Annotated in this window: 21 protein-coding genes; 11 read left to right on the forward strand and 10 right to left on the reverse strand. The window is 42.0% G+C overall.

All coding sequences use genetic code 11. The annotated features are described in order from the left end of the window. Window positions 1–27 precede the first annotated feature (27 nt). Both AC04NP_RS22940 and AC04NP_RS22945 read right to left on the reverse strand, forming a co-directional pair. The gene (locus tag AC04NP_RS22940) at window positions 28–564 is read right to left on the reverse strand and encodes a DUF4136 domain-containing protein (RefSeq protein WP_482862298.1); all 537 of its coding nucleotides are present in this window, start codon (window positions 562–564) and stop codon (window positions 28–30) included. Window positions 565–586: 22 nt separating this feature from the next. Further along, window positions 587–1,375 carry an SDR family oxidoreductase gene (locus tag AC04NP_RS22945; protein ID WP_482862299.1) on the reverse strand — a complete coding sequence of 263 codons (789 nt, stop codon included), beginning with the start codon at window positions 1,373–1,375 and terminating at the stop codon, window positions 587–589. A 323-nt stretch (window positions 1,376–1,698) separates the two neighbouring features. On the opposite strand from AC04NP_RS22945, the gene AC04NP_RS22950 reads away from it, so the two are divergent. The 3 genes from AC04NP_RS22950 to AC04NP_RS22960 all read left to right on the forward strand — a co-directional run bounded on the left by AC04NP_RS22950 (window position 1,699) and on the right by AC04NP_RS22960 (window position 5,985). Beyond that, entirely contained in the window at window positions 1,699–2,925 is a 1,227-nt protein-coding gene (locus AC04NP_RS22950) for a tetratricopeptide repeat protein (RefSeq protein WP_482862300.1), read from the forward strand. A gap of 17 nt (window positions 2,926–2,942) precedes the next feature. Continuing rightward, window positions 2,943–3,590 (forward strand): hypothetical protein, encoded by a 648-nt coding sequence (locus tag AC04NP_RS22955; protein ID WP_482862301.1) that lies wholly within the window; start codon window positions 2,943–2,945, stop codon window positions 3,588–3,590. Between the two features lie 157 nt (window positions 3,591–3,747). Beyond that, a complete protein-coding gene (locus AC04NP_RS22960; RefSeq protein ID WP_482862302.1) occupies window positions 3,748–5,985 on the forward strand; it encodes a T9SS type A sorting domain-containing protein in 2,238 nt (745 codons plus the stop codon). Window positions 5,986–6,019: 34 nt separating this feature from the next. Here AC04NP_RS22960 and AC04NP_RS22965 read toward each other — a convergent pair whose 3' ends face one another. Next, window positions 6,020–7,015: a LuxE/PaaK family acyltransferase gene (locus AC04NP_RS22965; RefSeq protein ID WP_482862303.1), complete on the reverse strand. Its 996-nt coding sequence runs from the start codon at window positions 7,013–7,015 to the stop codon at window positions 6,020–6,022. Between the two features lie 111 nt (window positions 7,016–7,126). Here AC04NP_RS22965 and AC04NP_RS22970 point away from each other — a divergent pair, with 111 nt between their 5' ends. Continuing rightward, window positions 7,127–7,873 carry a hypothetical protein gene (locus AC04NP_RS22970; protein WP_482862304.1) on the forward strand — a complete coding sequence of 249 codons (747 nt, stop codon included), beginning with the start codon at window positions 7,127–7,129 and terminating at the stop codon, window positions 7,871–7,873. Window positions 7,874–7,987: 114 nt separating this feature from the next. On the opposite strand, the gene AC04NP_RS22975 is transcribed toward AC04NP_RS22970, so the two are convergent. The 4 genes from AC04NP_RS22975 to AC04NP_RS22990 form a co-directional block, all read right to left on the reverse strand. Next, complete coding sequence (locus AC04NP_RS22975) at window positions 7,988–10,399, reverse strand: alpha-ketoacid dehydrogenase subunit alpha/beta (protein ID WP_482862305.1); 2,412 nt, start codon at window positions 10,397–10,399, stop codon at window positions 7,988–7,990. 411 nt (window positions 10,400–10,810) lie between these two features. Continuing rightward, on the reverse strand, window positions 10,811–12,637 hold the full coding sequence (locus AC04NP_RS22980; RefSeq protein ID WP_482862306.1) for a cation:proton antiporter: 1,827 nt from the start codon (window positions 12,635–12,637) through the stop codon (window positions 10,811–10,813). A 68-nt stretch (window positions 12,638–12,705) separates the two neighbouring features. Then, window positions 12,706–14,610: a RecQ family ATP-dependent DNA helicase gene (locus AC04NP_RS22985; protein ID WP_482862307.1), complete on the reverse strand. Its 1,905-nt coding sequence runs from the start codon at window positions 14,608–14,610 to the stop codon at window positions 12,706–12,708. Window positions 14,611–14,674: 64 nt separating this feature from the next. Next, window positions 14,675–16,813: a ComEC/Rec2 family competence protein gene (locus AC04NP_RS22990; RefSeq protein ID WP_482862308.1), complete on the reverse strand. Its 2,139-nt coding sequence runs from the start codon at window positions 16,811–16,813 to the stop codon at window positions 14,675–14,677. Window positions 16,814–17,194: 381 nt separating this feature from the next. Between AC04NP_RS22990 and AC04NP_RS22995 the strand changes: the two genes are divergently transcribed. The 4 genes from AC04NP_RS22995 (at window position 17,195) to coaD (ending at window position 19,691) form a co-directional block, all read left to right on the forward strand. Then, window positions 17,195–17,671: an NUDIX domain-containing protein gene (locus AC04NP_RS22995; RefSeq protein WP_482862309.1), complete on the forward strand. Its 477-nt coding sequence runs from the start codon at window positions 17,195–17,197 to the stop codon at window positions 17,669–17,671. 80 nt (window positions 17,672–17,751) lie between these two features. After that, on the forward strand, window positions 17,752–18,342 hold the full coding sequence (locus AC04NP_RS23000) for a hypothetical protein (RefSeq protein ID WP_482862310.1): 591 nt from the start codon (window positions 17,752–17,754) through the stop codon (window positions 18,340–18,342). Between the two features lie 8 nt (window positions 18,343–18,350). After that, window positions 18,351–19,238 carry a DUF3822 family protein gene (locus AC04NP_RS23005; protein WP_482862311.1) on the forward strand — a complete coding sequence of 296 codons (888 nt, stop codon included), beginning with the start codon at window positions 18,351–18,353 and terminating at the stop codon, window positions 19,236–19,238. Beyond that, window positions 19,239–19,691, forward strand: a complete 453-nt coding sequence (coaD, locus tag AC04NP_RS23010) for a pantetheine-phosphate adenylyltransferase (protein ID WP_482862312.1) — start codon at window positions 19,239–19,241, stop codon at window positions 19,689–19,691. 112 nt (window positions 19,692–19,803) lie between these two features. Here coaD and AC04NP_RS23015 read toward each other — a convergent pair whose 3' ends face one another. Then, the gene (locus AC04NP_RS23015) at window positions 19,804–20,493 is read right to left on the reverse strand and encodes an NUDIX hydrolase (protein ID WP_482862313.1); all 690 of its coding nucleotides are present in this window, start codon (window positions 20,491–20,493) and stop codon (window positions 19,804–19,806) included. A 100-nt stretch (window positions 20,494–20,593) separates the two neighbouring features. On the opposite strand from AC04NP_RS23015, the gene pyrE reads away from it, so the two are divergent. Continuing rightward, window positions 20,594–21,268, forward strand: a complete 675-nt coding sequence (pyrE, locus tag AC04NP_RS23020) for an orotate phosphoribosyltransferase (protein ID WP_482862314.1) — start codon at window positions 20,594–20,596, stop codon at window positions 21,266–21,268. Here pyrE and AC04NP_RS23025 read toward each other — a convergent pair. Together AC04NP_RS23025 and AC04NP_RS23030 are read right to left on the reverse strand one after the other, a co-directional pair. Then, window positions 21,265–22,062 carry a TIGR02757 family protein gene (locus AC04NP_RS23025; RefSeq protein ID WP_482862315.1) on the reverse strand — a complete coding sequence of 266 codons (798 nt, stop codon included), beginning with the start codon at window positions 22,060–22,062 and terminating at the stop codon, window positions 21,265–21,267. The two genes, pyrE and AC04NP_RS23025, sit on opposite strands and share 4 nt — an antisense overlap. Further along, window positions 22,040–23,140, reverse strand: coding sequence for a LysM peptidoglycan-binding domain-containing protein (locus tag AC04NP_RS23030; RefSeq protein WP_482862317.1), 1,101 nt, complete (start codon window positions 23,138–23,140; stop codon window positions 22,040–22,042). Before AC04NP_RS23030 ends, AC04NP_RS23025 begins: the two co-directional genes overlap by 23 nt. A 297-nt stretch (window positions 23,141–23,437) precedes the next feature. On the opposite strand from AC04NP_RS23030, the gene AC04NP_RS23035 reads away from it, so the two are divergent. Together AC04NP_RS23035 and kdsB are read left to right on the forward strand one after the other, a co-directional pair. Beyond that, on the forward strand, window positions 23,438–24,820 hold the full coding sequence (locus tag AC04NP_RS23035; protein ID WP_482862318.1) for an NfeD family protein: 1,383 nt from the start codon (window positions 23,438–23,440) through the stop codon (window positions 24,818–24,820). A 7-nt stretch (window positions 24,821–24,827) separates the two neighbouring features. After that, window positions 24,828–25,589 carry a 3-deoxy-manno-octulosonate cytidylyltransferase gene (gene kdsB / locus AC04NP_RS23040; protein WP_482862319.1) on the forward strand — a complete coding sequence of 254 codons (762 nt, stop codon included), beginning with the start codon at window positions 24,828–24,830 and terminating at the stop codon, window positions 25,587–25,589. Window positions 25,590–25,690 lie beyond the last annotated feature (101 nt).

The following is a 25,690-nucleotide window of genomic DNA, read 5'->3' on the forward strand; positions in this document are numbered from 1 at the left end:
GCAACAGGCAAGGAACACTTATGCCCGTTAGTTGTCGAGGTTTTCAGTACTGTCCACAGGTGAGGGAAACTCCCGGAAGATCAGAGCGATTAATTCATGGATGTCCTTTTTTGTTTTGCTTCTGCTGTTGTATCTCAAATCCAGGCTTCCCTGCCAAAGCACTTTTTTCTTCTGACGCACCTCAACCATTAAAATTCCTTCATTGTACCGGTCAACATCAATTGTATTAAAGCGATAGAAACTTCCTAAAAAAGGGAAAAATTGCTGATCATTTCTTACCCTTGTTTCAGCACCTAATACAATTTGATAACCAATTATCAGGTCTGGCTTTTCAGCGAACATAAAACCACGGTTATCCATTTCATTAATAATGGCGCTTTCCAGTTTATCTCTTTCCTGTATATTGTTTGCAGAAAAATATTCATTGGAAAGAATGCTGTAGGAGCTGTATGCCGAAAAATCAGTATCAGGAGTCTGATAACTCACAACCTTGACAGATCCGCAGGAAGCAAAAAGCATTGACACAAATCCGAATATAATTGCCTCAGTAGTTCTGATTTTCATGATCATCCGTTTGAATACTACATTACAAGCTATTAGTTCGGCCTCCGTCTACAGGCAGATTGATACCATTGATGTAGGAGGCCAATGGTGATGCCAGAAAAACCACCGCGGCCGCTACTTCATCTGCCTCAGCAAGCCGGCCGGCCGGAATGGAATTGATCATCCGTTGTGTTTGTTCTTCTTCCGTGATATTGGCTTTGACTGCATTGGTTTTTATCAGGGAAAACAGGCGGGCGGTTTTTGTAAACCCCGGTAACACATTATTAACAGTAATTCCATAGCCTCCCAGCTCCCCGGCAAGGGTCTTGGCCCAATTGGCGACTGCACCCCTGATTGTGTTGGAGACGCCCAACCCCGGAATAGGGGCTTTTACAGAGGTGGAAATAATATTAATAATTCTTCCATAGCTTTCTTTTTTCATCAACGGAACAAAAGACTGCGTCAAAAACTGATTACATAGCAGGTGGGAGGTAAAGGCGGAGAGATAAGCGTCATCTGTCGCATCAATAGCTTTTCCTGCCTGTGGGCCACCGGTATTATTAACCAGAATATGAACTTCCGGCTGGTTTTCCAGATAACTGGTAACCACATCTTTTACCTGGGCCAAATCGGAAAAATCAGCGCGTAAATACGCATGTTGTTGTTCCCGTGAATCATCGAGTTCCTTACACACACGTTGCAATGCCTCCTCATTCCGGGCGACCAATGTAACGGCCGCACCCGCTTTTGAAAGTTGAACGGCCGCGGCCTTTCCGATCCCCTGGGTACTGCCACATACAATGGCCCGCTTTCCTGTTAAGTTTATTTTCATGATTCGATTTATGGTTGTTTTCAATTTTTTTATACCAAACTACAATACTATTCCCGATAACAAAATTATGACGTAAATAATTTTGGGCATCAAGCTGATTCTCCATAAAACGCAACGTTTCAGGGTGATTTTACATCAGTTATACCCAAGGATACTGCTTTGGAAATCCGGAACCTGTGCTGGCAGGAACCGTTTGCTTAAAGAAGAATCGTGTCTGCTTATTCACTTAAATCATAGGTCCCGGAATTTTATGTTGGAACTTTTATTATTCATTTGTTTTAATGAAAAATATTCGTTTAAATTGAGCGTTTTATAAACAGAATTTGCATAAGTCGTCACAAAAAATAGGAGAGGTTGCAGCAGTTTTTTTGCTGTCGGTACTATCATATTTTTTAGTACCACTGTTGGCTTATGCCCAATCCCAGTCAGAGTCCGAACCGGTAGAAAGTGAATTCCTTCTCAATAATATGCGGCTTCAAATAGAAGTCACCGAAGCTGTTAACAACATGTACAATTTCAAACATGAAAGAGCAAGTGTTGCCTTCAATGCCCTTAAATACCGCTACGGCTGGCATCCATTGCCCTATTTCCTGCTGGGCTTAAATGAATGGTGGAAAATTGTCCCTAATGAAAATGTGACCATTTATGACCAAAAGTTATTGGCCTATATGGATTCGGCTATAAACAGGGCTGAAAAACTCTACTATCAAAATGAAGACAATGTCGAAGCAGCATTCTTTCTGGCCGCTGCTTATGGATTTAAAGGACGCATACACTCGGAAAGAAAGAACTGGAGAAAAGCCGCAGTGAATGGTAAAAACGCCCTGAAATACTTGGAAATCAGCAAAAAGAAAGCTGATTTTAGCCCTGAGCTATTGTTTGGGGATGCGTTGTACAATTATTATTCGGTGTGGATTCCGGAAAACTACCCCCTGCTTAAACCCATATTAATCTTTTTCAAAAAAGGTGACAAGGAACTTGGGCTTAAGCAACTAAGAGAGGTTTCTTTAAACGCTTTTTATACCCGGACTGAGGCACAGTATTTTTTAATGAGACTTTTAGCGACGGAAGAAAAAGATGTTGCCGGCGGATTACAAATAGCAGAATATTTGCACCAGACATTTCCTGACAATGCCTATTTCCACCGCTACTACGCAAGGCTTTTATATACTACCGGGCAATACATCAAAGCCAGAAGTGTAACACTGGACCTCCTGAAAAAAATTGATGACGGTGAAAGGGGTTATGAGGCTATCAGTGGCAGATATGCCGGTTTTTTCCTGGGCCAAATTTATGACTCATTCGGCCAAAAAGACAAAGCCCAACACTATTACAGAAGGGCCGTGGAGTTCTCAGAAAAAATTGAGGCCACAAATACCGGTTACTATCTTTACTCCCTGCTGAGCTTAGGGGAAATTGCCAAAGAAGACGGTGACAGACGGGAAGCCAGAAAATATTTTAAACTGGTCAAAAAACAAGCCAAAAGCAGCCATCCTTCCTACAAAAGAGCCCATAGTGCGTTAAAAGAATTGCGAAAGGGGAGGGGGTAATAACTTCAGACAAATTCATGAATAACAGCCAAAGCAAGTGGTTTTTGATGGCAGACGATTTGATCAATATCAACAAATGGACCTACTTCCTTTTGCTTTGCCTGGCCACTTTCTTACTGCTGTTTATAAAAAAGAGTTTCATAGAAAGCCGGATAGCAGCCTTCGAAATTATGGAAGGAAGAGGTGAAATGGGCATTTTTCACATGATCAGCGCACTGCAATATCTTTCAATTCCGCTCTTTTATCTTTGGAAATTCACCGTGATCGGCTTCGTGCTATGGGTAGGTTGTTTTATGTTTGGTTATAAAATCACTTATGGTAAGCTATGGCAAATTGTTTTGATCAGTGAAACAATTTTTCTACTCCCTGATTTTATAAAAACAGGATGGTTCATGTTCATAGAAACCGATCCGACGTACTGGGATATCAAGGCTTTCTATCCGTTGTCTCTCATGAACCTGTTTGACTATCGGTTCATTGAAACACGATGGCACTATCCCCTTAAGTCCATCAACCTTTTTGAGGTGATCTATTGGTTTATCCTGGTTTATCTTATTCACCTTGCGGCAAAAAAGAAAATAAGTTACGCCTATAGCATCGTTTTCAGCACTTATGTATTATTCTTTTTCGTGTGGCTGGGCTTTTATCTGATTGTTTACAAATAGTTTAGGGTATTGCCAGGCATTTGCTGTAATTTATAATAAGAGATGTCGACTAATACGGCTTGTGCTGTCTGCGTAAATTTCAGGGAATGGAGAAACTAATCTTTCACCAATTATTGTTAAAACAGCCAGACGTAATTATTCGTTAGATAACAAAGATATGGTAATAAAAAACAGGGGTAGGTTTTCAATTGCTTTAACGTTGCTGTCCTTTTTTGTCCTAAAAGGATATCCGCAGTTTTCGTTTGAACCGGATTTTAGTATTCCAGTCATGATCGATGAAAATGCGCTGGATTTTGCCTGGGCCGGGGGGCTCAATTCGGGGCAATACAATACCATGGATCTCAACGGTGATAACCTGGATGATCTGGTGATTTTTGACCGTACATCAGGCAAGGTGCTGCCCTACCTGAATGTCGAAAACAACAGGTATGAATACAACAGTAATTACGAGCATTTTTTTCCGGCAGATGTCAATAGCTGGATGGTGTTGGCTGACTACGACTGTGATGGGAAAAAAGATATTTTCACCAATACCCGGCTTGGGATTAAAATATACCGGAATGTTTCTGAAGATCAACCCGCCTGGCGTGTAGTCGCAGATCCTTTATTTACACAGGGCACCTCTTCTCAGATTAACCTGCAGATGAATCAATCAGACATACCGGCAATTAATGACCTGGATGGAGATGGGGACCTGGATATATTGGTTTTTAATTTTTTTGCCGGTGGTTTCATTGATTACCATCTCAACCGTAGCATGGAAAAATATGGAATTTGCGACAGCCTGGATTTTCAGCGTGTCGATCGTAATTGGGGCAAATTCGAGGAGTGTAATTGTGGGAACTACGCTTTTGGCCAGACTTGCGCCGAAAAAACCGGCGGCCGGTCTCAGAGACAGGCACGCACTAACCATGCAGGGGGAAAAGCTCTGCTGGCATTTGACAATGACGGTGATGGTGATAAAGACATTTTATTTGGTGATGAGGAATGTACTGATTTAGTATTTTTTGAAAATCAGGGCACACCGCAGGAAGCTATCATTCTGGATGTCGATGAAAACTACCCAACAGACCAGGCACGTATCAGTTTTCCCTTTTTTCCGGCCGGGTATTACGAAGATGTTAACTTCGATGGTGTTAAAGACCTGATTGCCGCCCCCAATACCGCCTTGAATCCGGGAGATCTGATCAATTTTAGAAATTCCAGTTGGTTGTACATCAACAACGGAAATGATGACCGGCCTCAATTTGAATTTAGCAGCAATGATTTCATGCAAAACCAATCCATTGACTTAGGCGAAAATGCTTTTCCCTTGTTTATTGACATTGATAGTGATGGAGATAGTGACCTCCTTATCGGCAGTAAGGGATTCTTGCGTAGTGACGGATTTTATGCCTCGATGTTCCTGTTCGAAAATGTCGGAGACGCGTCCACTCCCTCATTTGAGCTGGTGGATGAAGATTATCTGAATTTTTCCTCTTTGAAATTAAAAAATCTGCAGCCATTTATCGCAGATTACAATCAGGATAATATTCCCGACCTTATTTTTACAGGCAGCCCGGCAGGTAATAACACTACTAAAAATATATTTTTCATGCCAAATGGCGCTAACTCCCAAAACGCATTTGCCTTTGATCCGAACCTGGCAGAGCAGCTTCCTTTTTCGTCAGGGATCAATGATAACTTGTATTTTGTGGATGTAGATGGTGACGGATTTTTGGATATTCTGCTGGGTAAACCGACCGGAGCGATAGAATACTATCGTAACAGCACCACGAATGATTTCACACTGGAAAATGAGACTTTTTTTAACATTGACAATGATATCTTTAAAAGGAACCCCTCTATCAACACTTTCGATTTAAATGGTGACAATCTGCCCGAACTTGTCATAACAGACGGCACCGGCAATATTCGCATTTATGAAGATTTTCGGAGAAACATTGATAATCCTACCCCGCCTCTTGAAAATGTAATAATCAACAGCCTGGATGAATCAGTCGTTAATGCCCGCCTGGGCCGGGCATCATGGACGACTTTTGCCGATTTGAATAATGACCGGCTCGCAGATATGGTGGTTGGTGGTGTGCAGGGAGGTGTGCAGATGTTTACCAATAAAAGTACCAAAAAGATTCCCGGTGGAGAAGATGCCGGTGTTACCTTAATCATTTACCCTAACCCAGCCATCGCCAACAGTATTGTAAAAATTGAAAGCAATCAACCGGCTGAATTATCAATCATTAATGTTCTGGGACAAAAAATTACCCATTTAGGTACAGTAGCAGGCAATGAAATTTTGACCATCGATGTGTCTGCTCTTCCCAACGGGCTTTATTTGTTAAGGGCGCAGGGGAGATCGGGAAAAACCACGGAACGGTTGTTAATTCAAAGATAGTTGGGGGGATGTTGTTGCGGATTCCGCCACCTCCCTACCCCACCAAAAGATTACACCCCCTCACCTCCGAATTATCAAACCTCCCCAACACCTCAAACGTGCCGTCCGCATTTCGTTTGCCCAGATCCCGGGTTTCAATAAAAGCGCAGGTAGCAACATTGGCGAGATCTATAAGGTTAATACCCCCGGTACGACCGTGTGGCAATGTGCTGAAAGGGTCATTGATATCCCTGATTTTTACCCGGAGCCAGGGTGGTAACTGAAACTTTCCTTTTTCAAGGGCGTAAGCCTGGGAGGTTAATTCAGTCATGCCATATTCGGAATGGATCGTGTCAAGCCTGAAACCGCCGGATAAGGTTTGATGTAACTCCTCACGAATCATTTCCCTTCTCCTGCCCTTCATTCCGCCGGTCTCCATGACAATCAGGTTGGCATGAGTCGTATCTATCTCAAAGTTTTCCACCAGATCCAGTAACGCATAAGTCACGCCAATCAGCAATACCTTTTTAGTGCCTTGTATCAGATGATTTAACTGATCTGCCAGCTCGTTGAAATTGGCAAGGTAAAAACCCGAATATCTTGAGGCGGTGGCTTTTATAAAACCATTTACCATGTAAACAAGGGATGAATTTCCCCTTTCCAGGTAAGACGGGAGCAAAGCGAGTATATGGTAACCCTCGAGTGGGCCATATAAGGTTTCAAAAATCCGGGTAGCTACTTTTTCATAGAATTGAAGGTCCTCCACATAATTTTTACTGCTCACCTGGCCTGTGGTACCACTGCTTTGAAAAATGGCCTGTTCCTGCCATTCCCCTGTGGTGATCCGGTGATATTTGAAAAACTCAATGGGCAGAAAAGGAATCTCCTCAAAATCGCTGATCGTCTCCGGAACCCTACCTAACCGTTGCAGATATTCACGATATATGAGGTTGTTTCGGCTCTGGTATTTAAATAATTCCAGGGCCAAACTTTCAAATTCCTGTTCACTGGTTGAAAAAATACGTTCCTTAAAACTTTTTAAAAAATTCATTCGTTATCATAGTAAGATCCAAATTTATGAAGTAATTCTTTAAATAGCCTTCTTCGGTTTCTTGATCTTTTGGCTATATTTAAGTAATAATAGATAGTAAAATAGCGTTGGTTGTGCAGATTTTATGCGATTATGGTGAATGCTCATTTTAAATACTCCCTTATATTTCTGTTGTTTTTAGTTTCAGTGGTATCGTGTGACGAACCTCCTGAGTTACCTTTGGGCCCCACAATCAGTTTCAACAGCATTGAATTCAAGGAAGGGTTGAATAACAGGGATTCGCTGATTTTAAAGGTAGACTTTGAGGACGGGGACGGGGATCTTGGTTTGGGCCGGGAGGATGAGGGAGATGTCAGGTATCAGGAGTTCTTTTTTGTAACCACTACCGGTGAGCTAATTCCAACCTTTGACAACAGGGTTGTCAGGTTTGGCGCACCAAACCAGCCACCATTGGATTTTGAACATTGGATAAGGGATATTGATTTTGACGGTGATGATGTTGAAGATACTGTCAGGGTTGAATTCAATGAAAACTTTTTTAACATTTTTATAGATTTCTTTTACAGGGCCGACACCAACGGCGATGGTGACATCGATGATGATACCGACTATATACTGATCGACTTTAATGATGTCTTCGGTGGCCAGCCAGGCTTTAACCTCAACGGGCGTTTCTTTCGTCTCAACACTTCTGACAATGAAAGGCCTTTGAGGGGCACTTTAACTTATAAAATGACAAATTCATTCCGCATAAGTCCCATTTTCAGGGATAATATTTTGAAAGTAGATATTCAAATCCAGGACAGGGCTTTGAATAAGAGCAACGTTGTATCTTCTAACGATTTCACATTACAATAAAAGCCTGGTGATGGCGGGGTTTTCTATCCTATCCGGGGCGGGATGGATGTATGGATATATGAGGAAGGCTTTTAGCGGCTTCCCGCAAGCTTTATTGGCTTAATAATTTCTGCGCTATTCCGGATATATAGGAGGAAAACCTTCCGGATCAAACTCAGACATCATCGCATATACCTTGTCGAAAATTTCTTCTACATTAGGTTTGGAAAAATAATCTCCGTCAGAGGCATAAGCCGGCCTGTGTGCTTTCGCACTGATAGTCAACGGACGCGAATCAAGATAATAATAGGCATTTTGTTTCTCCAATACCTCCTGCATCATGTAAGCTGACGCCCCACCAGGCACATCTTCATCCAAAAATACAACGCGGTTGGTTTTTTTGACTGATTCAACAATTTTGTGATGAATATCAAAGGGAAGTAAAGTTTGCACGTCAATTACCTCACAGGAAATACCATGGTTATCCAATTCGGTAGCTGCTTCCATAACAATCCTGCACATGGAGCCATAGGTGACCAGGGTTACGTCACTTCCTTCCCTGATTACTTCCGGGACACCCAACGGCACTGTAAACTCTTCCAGATTTTCAGGTATCCGTTCTTTTAGCCGGTATCCATTCAGACACTCAATGATCAGGGCAGCATCATCTGACTTCAACATGGTATTATAAAACCCTGCTGCCTTGGTCATATTTCTGGGTACCAGCAGATAAATACCTCTCAAACTGCCTAATATCATGCTGATAGGTGATCCGGAATGCCAAACGCCTTCCAAACGATGCCCTCTTGTTCTGATGATGAGGGGTGCTTTTTGGCCGCCCTTTGTCCTGTATTGTAAGGTAGCCAGGTCGTCTGAAAGAATCTGGATAGCATACAGGAGGTAATCGAGGTATTGAATCTCTGCGATAGGTCGCAGTCCACGCAATGCCGCACCTATTCCCTGGCCTACAATGGTGCATTCTCTGATACCTGTATCGGTAACCCTCAGCTCTCCGTGTTTTGCCTGAAGGCCGGCAAATCCCTGGTTGACATCACCAATCCTGCCAACATCCTCGCCTATGGCAAAAACCCTGGGATCCCTTACTAAAGCCAGGTCAAAAAACGCCTGCAACACCTCTCTGCCATCCACAATCCTGGACTGTTCATGAAATACCGGCTTAATCTCGTCAACCCTCAACGCAGAGGACCGAGACTCACTGTAAAGGTGGGCGCTATATTCGTCATGGCTGTTTTGCACGGTTTCCTGCAACCATTCAAGCAAACCACTTTTAGCCGTATTATGCTCTGATCTGACAATTCGGAGTGCTTTTTTCACAGCTTTCACCGCGTCCAGTTTGATGGGATTCAACGTATTCTCCAGTTCCTTCACTACACCATTCAGCTCACGCTCAAAAGATGATTGGGCACACAATGCCCTCAAATGCTCCAATGCAGATTCGATTACCTGTGTAACAGCGGCGCGAAAGGCTTTCCAGGCCTCATTTTTTGCTTTTTTTGCCGCTTCCTTGGCCTTGAGTTCAATTTCATCCAATACTTCCGGAGTCGCTATTTCCTGCTCAATGATCCACTCACGCATCTTCTTCATACAGTCAAATTCCTGTTCCCACGCCAGTCTTTCCTCAGTTTTATAGCGCTCATGCGAACCAGAAGTGGAATGTCCCTGAGGTTGGGTCATTTCCCTGACGTGAATCAGGGTTGGCACATGCTCTTCCCTGCTAATGGCAGCAGCCTTTTGAAAGGTATCACATAAGCCGGTGTAATCCCAGCCATTAACTCTGAAAATCTCGATTCCATTTTCCTTTTTTGTTCTTTGGAACCCTTCCAGCACATCGGATATTTCCCCTTTGGTGGTATGGTATTCCTTGGGTACGGAAATTCCGTATTCATCATCCCAAACCGCCACCAGCATGGGAATTTGCAATACGCCTGCCGCATTGATGGCTTCAAAAAACATGCCCTCAGACGTAGCCGCATTACCTATGGTTCCGAAAGCTACTTCAGCTCCATTCACAGAAAACTGCTCAAATTTTGCCAGATCAGGATTTTCCCGGTAAAGTTTGGAAGCATAGGCCAGACCTACCAGGCGAGGCATCTGGGCGGCTGTACACGATACGTCTGCACTTGAGTTTTTCCGGCTTGTCTGGTCATACCAATTGCCATCTTCATCGATCAACCGTGTGCTGAAGTGACCATTCATCAACCTGCCTGCCGATGAGGGCTCATACCACACATCAGTATGTGCATATAATTGCGCAAAATATTCCTGAACCGACAAAGCGCCGATGGCCATCATAAAGGTTTGATCACGGTAGTATCCCGATCTGATATCCCCATCCCGAAACGCTTTAGCCATGGCAATTTGTGCGACTTCCTTTCCATCCCCAAAGATGCCAAACTTGGCTTTTCCCATGAAAACTTCTTTTCTACCCAGTATGCTGGCATGCCGGCTCTCACAGGCTATGCGATAGTCCGCCAGGATTTCTTCGGTAGAAAGTTTGATATCTTTAACGATTTTTGTCTGACCCACGGCATTCGGATTTATTGTTAAAAAAATGATCGGTAGTTTTACCGAGGTAGCATTGCATTGCTAACAAAAATAGCAAAAAATGGCGACGGTATCAAATCTAATTTACGGGTCAAAAAACCTGAAAACCAATTCTTTCAGAATCTCCCTGGTAAAGAAATAATTATATTTCCAATGTGAAACTTTCCGATGAAATCATTTTCAGCCTCCGGTTTTCATAAAATATTATTTTTTTACCATTCATTATCCAAAACCTTCTGATTGGCGATTGTATGCTTCATTTGAATTCGACAACAGAAGCCATGATTGCGGGAAAACCATCGAAGAAGACAGCGGCTATTTATGAATTTATTTTTAAAACTGTTGAAAAAATTGATAATAATTCAGGTGATCAAAGGGCAGGATATTGAAGTTTTAGTAATCAACCCTCTTATTTCCGGGATCCAGATAGATGAGTGTTTCATCGCGAGCCAGCAGCGGTATATCCCTGCTGACAAAATTTAACTTACCAGCCTGGGTTTTTACAAACAATGGAATGATTTTGTTCCAGTTTACCTCAAGCCAATCCTGAAAATCCGAATTTGCGGTGTTTACTTTACTTAAAAAGTCAGGTTCTTCCTTGAAAACTTCATCCAGTACCAATGGATCTGCAGTTGCTCCAAACAGCAGGTTTACGGGTCTTTCAAGGTCTGTGATTTCGGATTCACGTTTTGACATGACCCTGAAGACATTGTCCTTGCCAAATTCAGGTTCAAATTTTTTAAGTGCCAGCGTATTAATTTCGCTGTTAGGTGTCATGGCCAATACCCTGCCTACTGACGAAAGGTCGATAACATAAAAAATATCATCTTTAAGAATGTTACCTGCAAACACTTTCAATCCCAGTTTTCTGGCTTCAAACAGGTTTTCCTGGGAAGTATCCGACAATATCACATCGAGCCCCTGATTTTTTAAATATACCGCAATTTTTCTGGCAACTTCGGTCGCTCCAATAAACAAAACACCCTGCCTTTCCTTTCTGATTACCCCAAGCCACCTGGCCACAATTTTTGCCGAAGCCCCCTGCAGCACCACCGTTCCCACAATCATCATAAATACTAGGGGCAATAGCATGTTGGCATCCTGGTAGGTTTTTTCACTCATTTTGGCACCCTCTCGCAATAATTCAATAGAAAAAAGCGAGGCCACCGCCGCTGCCACAATCCCCTTGGGGCCGATCCATGAGATGAATAGTTTCTCCTTGAAGGTCAAATTCGATTTAATGGTGCTAAAAAAAACACTCAAAGGCCTGATAATCATTATTATTACTAAAAATAACCAGACACTATTGATGCCGAGCCGGTTAATCTCCTGTAACTCAATTCTGGTAGACAACATCAGGAAAAGCACCGAAATCAGGATGATGCTGACATCTTCTTTGAAAGATAAAATGTTTTTCAACTGCTCAATTTTCAGGTTGGCCATGATAATACCCATCACAGTCACAGACAGTAATCCTGATTCCTTCATTAACGAATCCGAAACCGCAAATACCGTGATGACAATGGCCAGCGTCACCACATTCATCAGATATTCCGGAATACGGTTCTTTTTTAACAGATAATAAAGGAAAATGGCCGCCGCCCCCCCTATGAACAGACCTGTGGAAATGGTCAGGATAAATTCCTTTAAAGCATAAAATGTATATTCATTCTGGGTTTTAGAGGTGATGACAAACTCATAAGCCAGTACAGCAATCAAAGCCCCCAGCGGATCAATTAATATGGCCTCCCATTTTAATATGGCATTAATCTTTTCTGTGGGCCTCACGTTTCTTAGTATGGGTGTGATGACTGTAGGGCCGGATACGATAATTAAAGCCCCGAAAAGAAAGGAGATTTTAAATCCCAAACCAAACAGGTAATGAGCAGCTAAAGTACCTCCGATCCATGTGATCAGCACCCCGATTGTCAATATATTTCTCACCGAACCGGCTACCTTTCTGATTTCCTTGATATTTAAGGTCAGGCCTCCTTCAAAAAGTATAACTCCTACGGAAATGGAAACAAAGGAAAACAATAACTCGCCATGAAAAATGTCATCACCGCTAACCAGCTTTTCACCATCGGGAGTAAACAGGGTGGAAATGGGGCCCAACAACAAGCCGGTAAGAATGAGCGGCAATATGGCCGGTAGTTTTATCTTCCAAGCCAGCCATTGCGCAAAAATTCCCAACACAAATATTCCGGATAATGAGAGCATAATAGCAGTTCTTTAATTCGTAAAAATGCTGAAAATTACTTGAAATTTAAAAAATAATTTCCTCACTGTTAAAAACCCAATTCACCCGAATCCAGGGTTTTTAACTCGTTATTATCCAACATATATCTGATGGCATCAACGATGGTTTTTTCCCGATAATCAGGTAATTTCTCCACAATGTGGCCGATGGATAAGGAATTCTTTTTTAGTAATTGCCTTATCGACTCCCTGACTTCCGGAATTTTTTCATTATCCGACCCCGATCGCTTACGTCTGAGGCACAAATCGCAAATTCCGCAATCGTCTCCGAAGTCTTCACCGAAATAGTTTTGGATGTATTGCGAACGGCATCGGTGAGGAAGATCTACATAGTGAATCATCGCCTCGATTTTCTCTTGATCGAGTTGTCTTTTTTCCGCCAGTCGAAGTGTGTCCAGGGGCAAATTATCCGGATTCAGACGGGGTGTCATAAACGTAATCTGCGGTTCATCCTTAAGAGGCTGATAAACCAGTACCTCCTGACTGTGCAAAGCCTGCAATTGCTCTTTGATTTCCTGCATGTTCATGCCAAGGAAATCAGCCAGTTTTTTCTCATGGATCACACAAAAATTTGAAAACAATTCTCCTCCATACATTCTCAACAGGGACTTAATGACCGGGTCAAATTTAGCATTCGCCACCTGAAATTCATAAAGGTGCTGTTTGTCGATGGAGAAAAATAGTTTGGACGGGTTGTAGAACCCTTCATTTAGCTGGATTAATCCTTCATTTTCCAGCTTTTTAATGGCATAGTAAGCTTTTAATGGGTCAAAATTATAGGTAGATGAAAAATGCCCCGGATCAAAATCATAGGTGGCCATCAGGCCGCTTCCGATAGCCAGCTTAAAGTTATTGGCCAATCCCTGATATACCTCGCGTAAATAATCAACGGAGGGTGTGGATTGCTCAAACCGCTTACGCAAGACCGAAACATCATAAACATGATAAACGATCACTGCGTAGGCCCTTTTTCCGTCCCTGCCCGCCCTGCCGGCTTCCTGGTAATAAGCCTCGATGTTTGCAGGCAATTCATAGTGAACCACCAGACGCACATCGGGTTTATCTATTCCCATTCCAAATGCATTGGTGGCCACCATCACCCGGAATTGGTTTTTAATCCATCGGTCTTGTCTTAACGCCCGCTGACCGGCACTAAGCCCGGCATGATAATATTCAGCCCGGATATGCCTGCTGTTTAGAAACTCAGCCACCACCCTGGCACTTTTCCGGCTCATGACATAAACGATCGAACTTCCGTTTACGCCGTTTAAGATTTCCAACAGTTTTCTATCTTTGTCTTCCACATTAAAAACCGAATATGACAGGTTTTCCCTGGCGAAGCTTTTTTTGAAAACAACCGCATTTTTTAAGGCAAGTTTCTCAATAATATCCTCCTGAACCCTTAAGGTGGCCGAGGCTGTAAGTGCTAAAATATTGACATCAGGTATCATCTCTTTTATCAGGGCGATCTCCAGGTAGGCAGGTCGAAAGTCGTAGCCCCATTGGGAGATGCAATGTGCTTCGTCCACCGCCAGCAGGCACAAATTCATCTTTTTTAACCTTTCTTTAAAAATGGTGGTTTTCAGACGTTCCGGCGAAACATACAGGAACTTCACAGGGCCATAAACACAGTTATCCAGGGTAAGGTCAACTTCCCTGCTGCTCATGCCAGCATAAATGGCCTCAGCCGGGATGCCCCTTTTTTTAAGATTATCCACCTGATCGCGCATCAGGGCGATCAATGGTGATATCACAATGCACAATCCTTCCTGCATCATGGCCGGCACCTGAAAGCAGATTGATTTCCCACCACCGGTAGGCAGGAGAGCCAACGTATCTCTGCCCGACACCACCGCGTTTATAATATCTTCCTGCAGCGGTCTGAAGGCCTCATGCCCCCAGTATTTCTTTAATATTTGCTGCGCTTTGTCCATTATACGGCAATGTTTTTGTCATAAAAGTCAACCTGTTCCATAAAAATATTAAAATAATAATTCTTTAATCTAAATTATTCTTTTGTCCGATGTTCTCTACCAAAGCCCCGTTACGAACCACCGAGTGAACGCTTATTTGATTCTGCAAACAATAATTATACAGTTCCGATGCGTACCCGGAAGGGTTAAGGTTGGTTATAATTAATCGCTTAAACTCAAAATTTTTTGCAATTTGGTCAAAATCCCGAATCGCCTGATTATTAATCACAAGATAATCTATGTTAATTTTCTTCAGGGAATCCTGATAGAAACTCATTGTTTTATTAAGCAGGAGAAAAACAAGGCCTTTCCAGTAAAAAAACTCAAAACCCTTGTTATCAGAGGACTGAAAGTCATTGTATACTACCTTTGGACTGGCGAGATCCCTGCTGTTCAAACCAAGGACCAGCCGGTGATTGACTACAGACGCGTGCAAATCCGGAAGGGGCACCTGATGGTTTGCCATCAGCAAAAGGTGGTGCGCACGACCATCGATGAAATCAATAGCACATATTTTATTGATATCATAAAAAACAATTTGACGTTGCCGAAGTGTACGCAAATAATGAAGTACATTTTCTGATGAAAACAGGCCAAGTAAAAACAGGCTTAAACCGAGGTAGTGGATTTTAAAGGTGCAAAGAAATCTTATCAGGACTATTATCACCGCATAAATCAAAAGCATGTCCTTGGTGGTAAAATAAAGATCACGAATGCTACTCAATGGCATGGTGTGTATTAACGCCAGGCCTTCATTCGTGAAGAAGACCACTTTTTCTAATAAGCCCGAAAAGAAAGCAGCCGCCATGTCCAGTGATCCCAGGAATAACACAATAATTCCTAAAATAACAGTCACTGTAGCTGACGGTATCACCAGGAGGTTGGTTAACCAGAAATATGTGGGGAATTGGTGAAAGTAATAAAGTGAAATGGGAAAAGTAGCCAGTTGTGCTGCCAGGGAAACTGCTGTTAGCTGCCAGATTTTGTCTAATATCATATTTTTGAATCGAAACCACGCTGCAATTTTAGGTTGCAGGTAGACTATCCCGGTCACAGCGGCAAACGACAATTGAAACCCCACCTGAAACAAATAGTTCGGGTCGAACAGCAACAACAGAAAGGCAGCCAGCGCTATGTTATTATATATATTGGACTTCCGGCCGAGGGTGTCACCTAGTAATATCAATGTAAACATCACCACTGCCCGCAACACTGAAGTGGACAACCCGGTCAGCATCGCATAAAACCAAAGTGCCATCAGGCAAATAACCAGGAAAAGCCATTTGAGCTTTTTGTCTTTTTTTAAAAAGCCCAAGACAATGGACAACAACAGGTAAACGATCCCAACATGGAGGCCTGAAACTGCCAGAACATGCATGGCACCCACCTCACTATAGATTTTTTTCACTTCAGTATCCAACGTGGCCCTTTCACCAATCAACAATGACATCACAATTGACTTTTCCCGTTGATTCCGCACGGCATCGTCAATAATGCTTTTAGCGCCTTTTTTTACCTGAATTGCTTTGTAAAGTATGAAATTAGGTTTTCCCCGGTCGTATTTGACTACTTTATCACTGCTGACGAAATGTTGATGAAAGACATTTTGCAGGGCCATATAGTTTTGGTAATCAAAGGCTCCGGGGTTGGATGAGCCTTTAATCATACCGGGACTTCCCTTAAGCAATAACCTGTCTCCATACTCAACCGCAAATACCGGCGTATCTTGTTTTAGATAAAGAAGGGCTTTGGCTGTTGAATTTTGCCAACCTTTTTGAGTTTTGACGGTGTTTACAGAAACCCGGACTTTTGAATAGTGTTTAAGATTAACGGCATCACCTGTCACTGTAGCCGTGTAATGGCTAATAGCGTCCTTTAACCTGGTAAGGTGACCGGGATTATTTCTGTGATCATTTTGCTCAAATCTTATTGCACCCAGGCCGAAAATTATCAGCATACCCAGGAACCCAAAACAGTTGTGGCAAAAAGCGACTGGCAGGCACCGCCTGAACAAAAACGTGATGGTAAAAGCTGCCGTCGAAACAACAAACAGTATCTCAAAAACAGCAGGTGCGCCTACATAGCCAGACATCAATATACCCGAAACAAGGCAGAAAGTGTATCTTACATATGGATAGGGCATCCACATGAAATTTTCGATCATAAAATTTAAAAAATTAACGCCTGCAAAAAATTATACGCAAGGCCACCGGAAATCTTTCCCGGCCATTGACTGACTACAAGTTAGAACATAAATTTGAATTTTTTTATTCAAAAGTCGATTTTTATGACATTTTTGCGTGACTTTTTGTTAAAATGATCATTATGCATACAGCAAATGAAATGAGCAAGTCCAGACTTTGTGTCTTGGTACCTTTGTGGTTAGCCATTTTTCACCACGGAGACACTAAGACACAAAGAATTTTGTAGAAAATGTTGTGCAACAGGTACGAGACGCTGGCGCAAGACGGGTTGTGTGATTTGAGGGGAGGTATAGGGTGTCATGTTTATAAATGATTGATTATTAGAATACTGTAATCGTTGTATGGAAAACTCAATTGGACGTCAATATGGTAATAAACTAAGGGTAAGAGTATGCGGCTTATTAATAGAGGAAGAAAAAATTTTACTGATAAAGCACCGGGGGCTTGGCGATGGGCATTTGTGGATCCCGCCGGGAGGAGGTGTTGAATACGGGTCTTCGTTAAAAGAAAATCTCAAACGGGAATTTCTGGAAGAGACCGGGTTGCAAATCCGGGTATCGGAGTTGCGGTTTGTAAATGAATTTGTAAAGCCACCGTTTCATGCCATTGAATTGTTTTTTTTAGTAGAAAGAACCGGTGGTCAATTGAGACTCGGCAGTGATCCGGAATTTGACGAAAATCATCAAATTCTGGAAGTAATTAAATTTTTTTCCTTCACCGAAATAGCGGCTATGAAGGAAAATGAGCTTCATAATTTATTCAGTCATTGCCATTCAATTTCCGGGCTTTTAAAAATGAATGGTTATTTTAATTATTAAAAATATTTCCATAATATAGCGGTTGAATTAATTGAGATACCTCGTAACCTACAAATACTTGCATCAAAAAGAAAAAAAATATGAACCTTACGAAGATTTTAACCTATGTCTTTTTAGTTATTGCCATCGGGTTAGCCGCCTATTTGGTTAATTTAATCTACAGCGACATCGAAAGTAAACGGCGCATTGCCGAAGTCGAAGCGAGGGTAGTTGAAAAATTAAAAATGATCAGAGAGGCACAAATAGCATACCAGGCGGTACATGGGCAATATACAAGTGATTGGGACAAGTTGATATCTTTTATAAATAATGGCAAGATTTATGTAGTTGAAAGACGGGAAGAGATTATTCCTTTAGACTATGGAGCAGATTCCCTGGTGGTACATGTCGACACCCTGGATGCTGTTAATGTCAGGGACTCTTTGTTTTCCAGAATAAAATATCCAAATCTGGTCATTGAAGATCTTCCTTTGATACCGGAAAGCAATAAAAAATTTGAGATTTTTGCTGATAAGATCACCAAATCCGGCGTAACAGTAGATGTGATTGAAGTCCGTGATGTCGATCCTATTGATAAAACCAGGAAAGAAGAAAGCGAAATAAAAAACAGAAGACCTCTCAGGTTTGGATCAAGAACAGAAATTACAACGTCCGGAAACTGGGGGGAATAAAAAATATTTTGGAAAATACAACCGCAAACTATCGGCAGGTAAAGAAAATCAAAGATGACAAGTTTGATATAGAAAGTCTTGATCGCTATAATTTGTCCATTCAGCTTGCTGAAAACGACTTTCAGTTATGCATCAGCGACAGCAAGACCAACAATTGTCTGTTACTGGAGGATTATATTTTAAATGACAGCCAATCTATCGATGCACTAATCGCTACGTTGTCGCAATTGTTTGAAAATCATCATGTGCTACACGCCGGATTTTGGAATTCGGTCAAGTTCTCTATCAAAAACGTAAAATTCACTTTGGTTCCGGAAAGTTTGTTTGATAAAGATAATCTGGCAGCTTATCTGAAGCTAAGCTGTGAAATAAATGTCGATGAGGAAAAAATCCACTATTATAAGCACATAAAGACAGAGGCTGTTGCGGTGTTCTCCGCCAGCAAGAAATTCACCGATTGGCTGTTTTCCCTTTACCCCAACAGCACTGTTCATGTAATTCATCAGGGAAATGCGCTGATCGAAGGTGTTCTGAATTATGATGATCATAGTGAAAACCGGTCGATGTATATATTTACAGACCGAAGCCATGTAAGTATTATTATCACCAGAAATCGCCAGTTGGAGCTTTACAACAAGTTTGCCTATAATACGACCATGGAGTATTTCAGATACGTAGCCAATGCCTTCCAGCTTTATGACATGGACCAAAACCGCTCCAAAGTCATCGTGTGGGGAAGCATTACGAAGGACTCAGCACTGTTTAAAGAACTGTATAAGCATTTCAGACATGTTTCTTTTGGCACCAAACCTGATTTTTTGAACTATAATTACATGTTTGACGAAGCCGATGATCATCAGTATTTCGATCTCTACAATACATTCCTTTGTGAATAAATGCTGAAAAAAGCCATATTCCCAGGATCATTCGACCCTTTTACCAAAGGCCATGAAGACATTGTGTTGAGAGGCTTAAAGATTTTTGACGAAATTATTATCGGTATTGGTCATAATACTAAAAAGGTCAGACATTTTGAAGTAGAAAAAATGGCGCAATTGATCAATGATAATTTTGTCAAATACCCTAACATTAAAGTGGTCATTTATAACGAACTCACGGCCAATCTGGCCAAAAAACATGGTGCCAACTATATACTCAGAGGCCTGCGTAACACCACAGACTTTGAATATGAAAACAGCATTTCGCAGGTGAACAGAAACTTAAACCGGGAAATTGAAACCGTTTTCCTCATTACTTCGCCAAAATACGCCGCCGTTAATTCCAGCATTATCCGTGAAATTCATAAATATGGGGCTGATATTTCACCTTTTGTTCCCTTCAAGTTGTAAAGAAGAGTGTGGGTGTGGGTGTGGGTGTGAATTTAATGCTTTAATGGGGAAGGTGATTGGGTGTAGGATGGGTGGGGTGGAAGGCATTGGGGGGATGGAGAAGAGGTAGGTGTTATGGTAATTTTAGTTTATGGGCAAATTTGGTGCTGTAGCGTCTGAAAACCTCAACGATGGAAGGATAGGAGGTTTTTAGAAGCTTTGCAAGTGTTTCCTGATCAAACCAGCCAACCTCCTCGATATTTTCCGCAACCTGAGGCTTCATATCCCGGTCATCCAGGCACTCCATTAGAAACCATTTGTTTCGCTTTAGAATACGTTTATCGTTTTGCGTATAAGTATGCCAGGTCACCCCAATCTTTTTTATCAAATTTACCTTGATCGAACACTCTTCCTCAACTTCTCTCACCGCGGTTTCTTTCATTTTTTCGCCCTTATCCGATTTTCCCTTTGGTAAATCCCATTTTTTCAGCCGGTTTATCAGTAAAAACCGGTCCCCTTTCAAGACTAATCCACCTGCTGCCTTCACAATGGTAAACTGATCTTTCACCAGTTTTTTTGCCTCACGGTAGTCGTTTACCGCAAAGGTGATAGATGTGGCTTTTTTAAATTTTTTATCCTGCATTAAAACCAGAAATACCTTTAATTCATTCCCTGCCAAATCTACAAAAAGTATATCACCGGTTAAGTCCAGATGGGAGATCATTTTATTGTCCCCCTTTTTAATGGTGTGATATTTATCCCATTCCTTCAGGCTCTTTTTGGGCACGATATTAACCGGAATATCATTGATAAATATTTTCATATAAACGGTATATCAAAACAATGTACAAATGAAAAAAATATCTGATTGTGTTACAAACATAAATTTATGTCTCAAGTAAATATTATTGTAAATTTGCACCATGATAAAAATCATAGAAAATCAGGATCAATCACATCAAATAGCAAAAATGCTGTTGAACATCGGTGCTATTCAGTTGAGCCTTCAAAAACCTTTTGTATGGAGCTCCGGATGGAATTCACCTATATATTGTGATAACCGGCTGTCACTGTCCTTCCCCGAGGTAAGATCTTATATAAAAAACCTGTTGGCTGAGCAGATAAAACTCAATTATCCGGAAGTAGAAGCCATAGCAGGTGTCGCTACCGCCGGAATACCGCAAGGAGCACTGGTGGCTGAACAATTAGGGTTGCCATTTTTATATGTGCGATCGAAACCCAAAGGGCATGGGATGGAAAATATGATTGAAGGCAAAGTCACAAAAAACCAGCAGGTTGTACTGATCGAAGACCTCGTCTCAACAGGGGGTAGTTCACTTAAAGCGGCCCAGGCATTAAAGGAAGCCGAATTCAAAATTTTAGGTATGGTTGCAATATTTACCTATGGCTTTGACACTGCCCGGCAAAACTTCGGGGAGGCCAACATTCCATTGGTTTGTTTAAGTGATTATAATACGTTAATTGATGAAGCTTTACAGCAGGGCATCATTTCCGAAAAGGAGGTTGAACTACTTAAAGGCTGGAGGGAAAATCCCGCAGCGTGGACTAACGATCCGCAAAAGTCCAAAGTGGTTTAGAATTTATCCAGAATTCCCAACCCAAACAAGGCAAAATCATATTTAACAGGATCCCGGGGGTCTAGCTTTTTAAGGTTTTCGGTCAGCTCCAGCGCTGTCTTCCAATCGGTTTGCTTCCGGGTAATCAGTCCCAGTTTTCTGGCCACCTTGTCTACGTGGAGATCACAGGGACAGATGAGTTGGGCCGGTTTTATTTTTTTCCATAGGCCGAAGTCTACACCATTATTGTCTTTTCTCACCATCCAACGCAGAAACATGTTGATTCGCTTGCAGGCAGAATTCCTTTCGGGCGTGGCGACGTGTTTTTTGGTCCTTTGCGGAAAATCAGGTAAACTGAAAAACAACCTGTGAAAGTTAATCAGTCCCACCTCAAGATTTTCACCGTCTTTTTCCATACCCCTGATAAAGGCATTTTCGAGCGTTTGGTTGTTTCGATAAAAGTGTTTGAAAAACGCAATAAAATATAAGGTGTCGATATCCTTAAAAGTACGGTGTTTAAAACTCAAGAGCTTTGAAAGATCTTTTTCCTGATGATTAAGAACAAAGTCATATGGCGCATTATCCATATACTTCAAAAGCTCCTTGCTCTTATTAATGATCGTTTTTCGCTGCCCCCAGGCAAGCGTTGCAGCCAAAAACCCTGCGATTTCGCGGTCCTGCTTTAAGGAGAACAGATGAGGAATGCATACCGGATCATCCGCAATAAACGCCGGTCTGTTAAACTGGCTAACTTTCTCCTCGAGAAAGTCTTTGAGATGAGCATTGAAAGCGCTAGGGGACGTACGATATTTCAACTGGAAATCTATCGTTAATGGCCCCGAGCTTATCGTAGGCAGTTTGGGATATTTTAATCAAAACCTTGTCATTGACACTTGTTTCGGGCAGCACACCCACCACCCTGACAAATACCCAGAGGTTGTTCATCTCATTTTTCACCCTCACTATGGTGCCTATGGGGGCGGTTCGGTGGAGGGCCAGCCATTTTTTAGACTCTTTTTCTGTCTTGATCACCTCTGCAAAGCCAAGCTCAACTACTTTATTAAAGCCGCCGGTATTACTGCTTTTCCGGGATTGTGGGTTGCTGGTATTAACTCGTTTTATTTCCTCCATAGAGGTTTTATACGCTTTGTAGCCTGAATCCTTGGTCTGACTTCCGGTTGGTTTGCCGGAAACTTCGGCGACTTCCTTCTTACGCTTTTCAACTGGTTTATCTTTGCGGGCAACAGGCTGTTTTAAAGGTTTTATAATTAATTTCTGACCAATATTCAAACTAACATCATCTAAATTGTTCCATCTCTTGATATCTGCCATGGCTACGTTGTATTTTCTTGAGATGGAATATAAGGTTTCTGCAGAGGCTACGGTGTGCACAAAATCCCCCTCACCGGCCTTTGGCGTTGCCGGGGTGTTGGCAACCGTATTTTTGTCTTTTCCACCACCTTTGGGATAAAGAACCAGGGTTTGGCCTATGTTTAAGGCCGTGCCTTCAAGATTATTCCACTTTTTTATATCGGAAAGCTTCACATTATACTTTCTGGAGATAGAATACAGGGTTTCGCTGGGCTTCACCACATGACTTACCGCGCCTTTTGCCAGTTCAGGCTTTTTTTCATAAGGTATTCTCAAAATTTGTTCAACCTTGATGCCTGATTCAGCTCCCGGGTTGGATTTTAGTATTCCGGATACCGGGGCTTTGTACCTTCGGGACAGCGAATACAACGTTTCACCGGGGGCTACTTTATGCAGGATATACGTTTTACCATCCTTGTTGGTCTCCAGGCCTATTGAATCTGCGCTTACGGATGTAAAAGCAGTGGCCTCTCCATAGAATGCTAATGATATCAGTGTAAAAACAATAATAACGGACTTCACCTTTGGCAATAAATTTAAGTATGTATTAAAATTTACGTTAATTAGGGCCATGTATTGCAAGCAAAAGATTTTTATTGCACAAAATAATTAAATTATTGACAATTGATCCTGAAAATTTATTAATTATTCCGGCAAATGGATGGTTCATTGAAAATAAAGACAAAATTAACGTTCAAAGAATGATTACTCAATACAAAAGGCCTTTTAGAACATTACTCTGTATAAAAGCCAATATATTCATCCCAATCATTTATATTTATAAATTCATTAATTTTATTCCCTGAATAAAATCAAAGAATGAACAACTTCATAAAAAATCAAGTATATTCCGGGATTATCACTGTCAGCATGTTGTTTACAGGATGGCTGATGGTCCCCAGCCCGGTTTCCAGCCAAACATCAACGAACGAAGATGAAACATTGGTTTTCGTGATGGAGATTAAATCCGATATCGATCCAAGATCTAATCGTTATGTACGGCTGGGATTGGAAAAGGCGAGGGAGATCGGTGCCAGCTACCTGATAATAGAGATGGATACCTACGGTGGGGTTTTGACAGATGCCGACGATATAAGAACACAAATTCTGGAATTTGAGAAACCGGTATTTGTTTTTATCAATAAAGACGCCGCTTCGGCCGGAGCCCTGATATCAATTGCCTGTGACAGTATTTACATGGCCAAGGGTGCCAGCATCGGAGCTGCTACGGTAGTCTTCCAGGACGGACAGGCTGCGCCTGATAAATACCAGTCCTATATGAGATCGATTATGAGATCCACAGCCGAAGCCAATGGCCGGGATCCCCGGATTGCCGAAGCCATGGTTGATGAGGATCTGGAAGTGGAAGGGATCTCAAAAGCCGGAGAGGTGATCACTTTCTCTACTTCAGAAGCTATCGAATATGGGTACTGTGAAGCGCAGGTGAGTAGCATTGAAGAAATTCTGACAAGAAACAATATTGAAAATTACAGGCTGGAAAGGCATGAATTGAATGCGGCAGAAAGAATAATTGCCTTTTTCCTGAATCCTGTGATCAGCGGATTACTGATCCTGATCATCATTGGAGGCATCTATTTCGAACTGCAAACACCGGGTGTCGGATTTCCAATCCTGGCTTCTGTCACTGCCATGATTTTGTATTTTACGCCTTATTATCTGAATGGTCTCGCTGAAAACTGGGAAATAGCTGTTTTTTTTGTGGGTGTTGCGCTGCTTGCGTTAGAGGTATTTGTGATTCCCGGTTTTGGCGTTGCTGGCGTGATGGGTCTCATCTGTACTATTGGATCACTGATTCTGGTCATGCTCAACAATGAAAATTTTGATTTCTCATTTGTAGAAATAAAAGATATTTTTCTGGCCGCAACGGTGGCTTTGGTGGGACTGCTGGGAGGTTTTATGTTAATGTTTATGGGAGGGGTAAAATTCACACAAACAAAGTTTTTTAAAAAAATTGCACTGGTAGATACGCAGCAGAGTAGTGAGGGTTATACGGCTAATGTCAGCGAAACATCCATGCTCAATAAAAAAGGAATTGCTTATACCGTGTTAAGACCAAGTGGTAAAATAATGATTGACAATGAGTTATACGATGCCTATACAAGGGGAAGCTTTATCAATAAAGATGAAGAGGTCATAGTGATCGGTGACGAAGGTACTTCCCTAAAGGTAAAAAAAGCCTGAAATTGCGATGAAAATTTTAGGAATTATCCCCGCAAGGTATGCTTCCAGCCGGTTTCCTGCCAAAGCCCTGGCCAATCTTGGCGGAAAATCAGTGATTGAACGGGTTTATAAACAGGCTGCAAAAACCCAGGTTATTCGGAAACTCATGGTAGCCACGGACCACCGCGAAATCTATGACCACGTAACAGGCTTCGGGGGAAACGTCATGTTAACAAGTACCGAACACCGCAGCGGCACCGACCGTTGTGTAGAAGTGGTCCGGAAACTGGAAGAAAAATTTGATTATGTGATCAACATTCAGGGAGATGAACCTTTTGTTTCCCCTGAATCGATAGATACGCTGGCAGACTTACTCGACAGACAAACCCAAATCGCCACCCTGATTAAACCCATCGAGAGCGCAGATACCTTGTTTGATCCCAATGTAGTAAAAGTGGTAAAAAACACCCTAAACGAAGCCATTTATTTTAGCCGCTCTACGATTCCATTCTTAAGAGGAAAAAAACAGGAGGACTGGCTGGGCGAACACCCGTTTTATAAACACCTGGGCATCTACGGTTACCGAACCGACATATTGCTCCAAATCGCCGGCTTATCAGTGTCTTTACTAGAGAAAGCAGAATCCCTGGAGCAATTGCGGTGGCTCGAAAATGGCTTTACCATCAAAGTTGCCGAAACACACCTCGAAAGCCTCGGTATCGATACCCCTGAGGACCTCGAAAAAGCAAAAGACTACATAAAAAAGGAAATCAAAGGTCAAATTCCGTAAAGAAGTAAATAGAAAAACCCCAATTATCAGCCACAAACCTACCCCCCCCCATCTTCCATTGTCAATTGTCAATTCAAAACCCCTTCCACACCCCACCATAA

Source organism: Agaribacillus sp. DX54 (assembly GCF_056858335.1).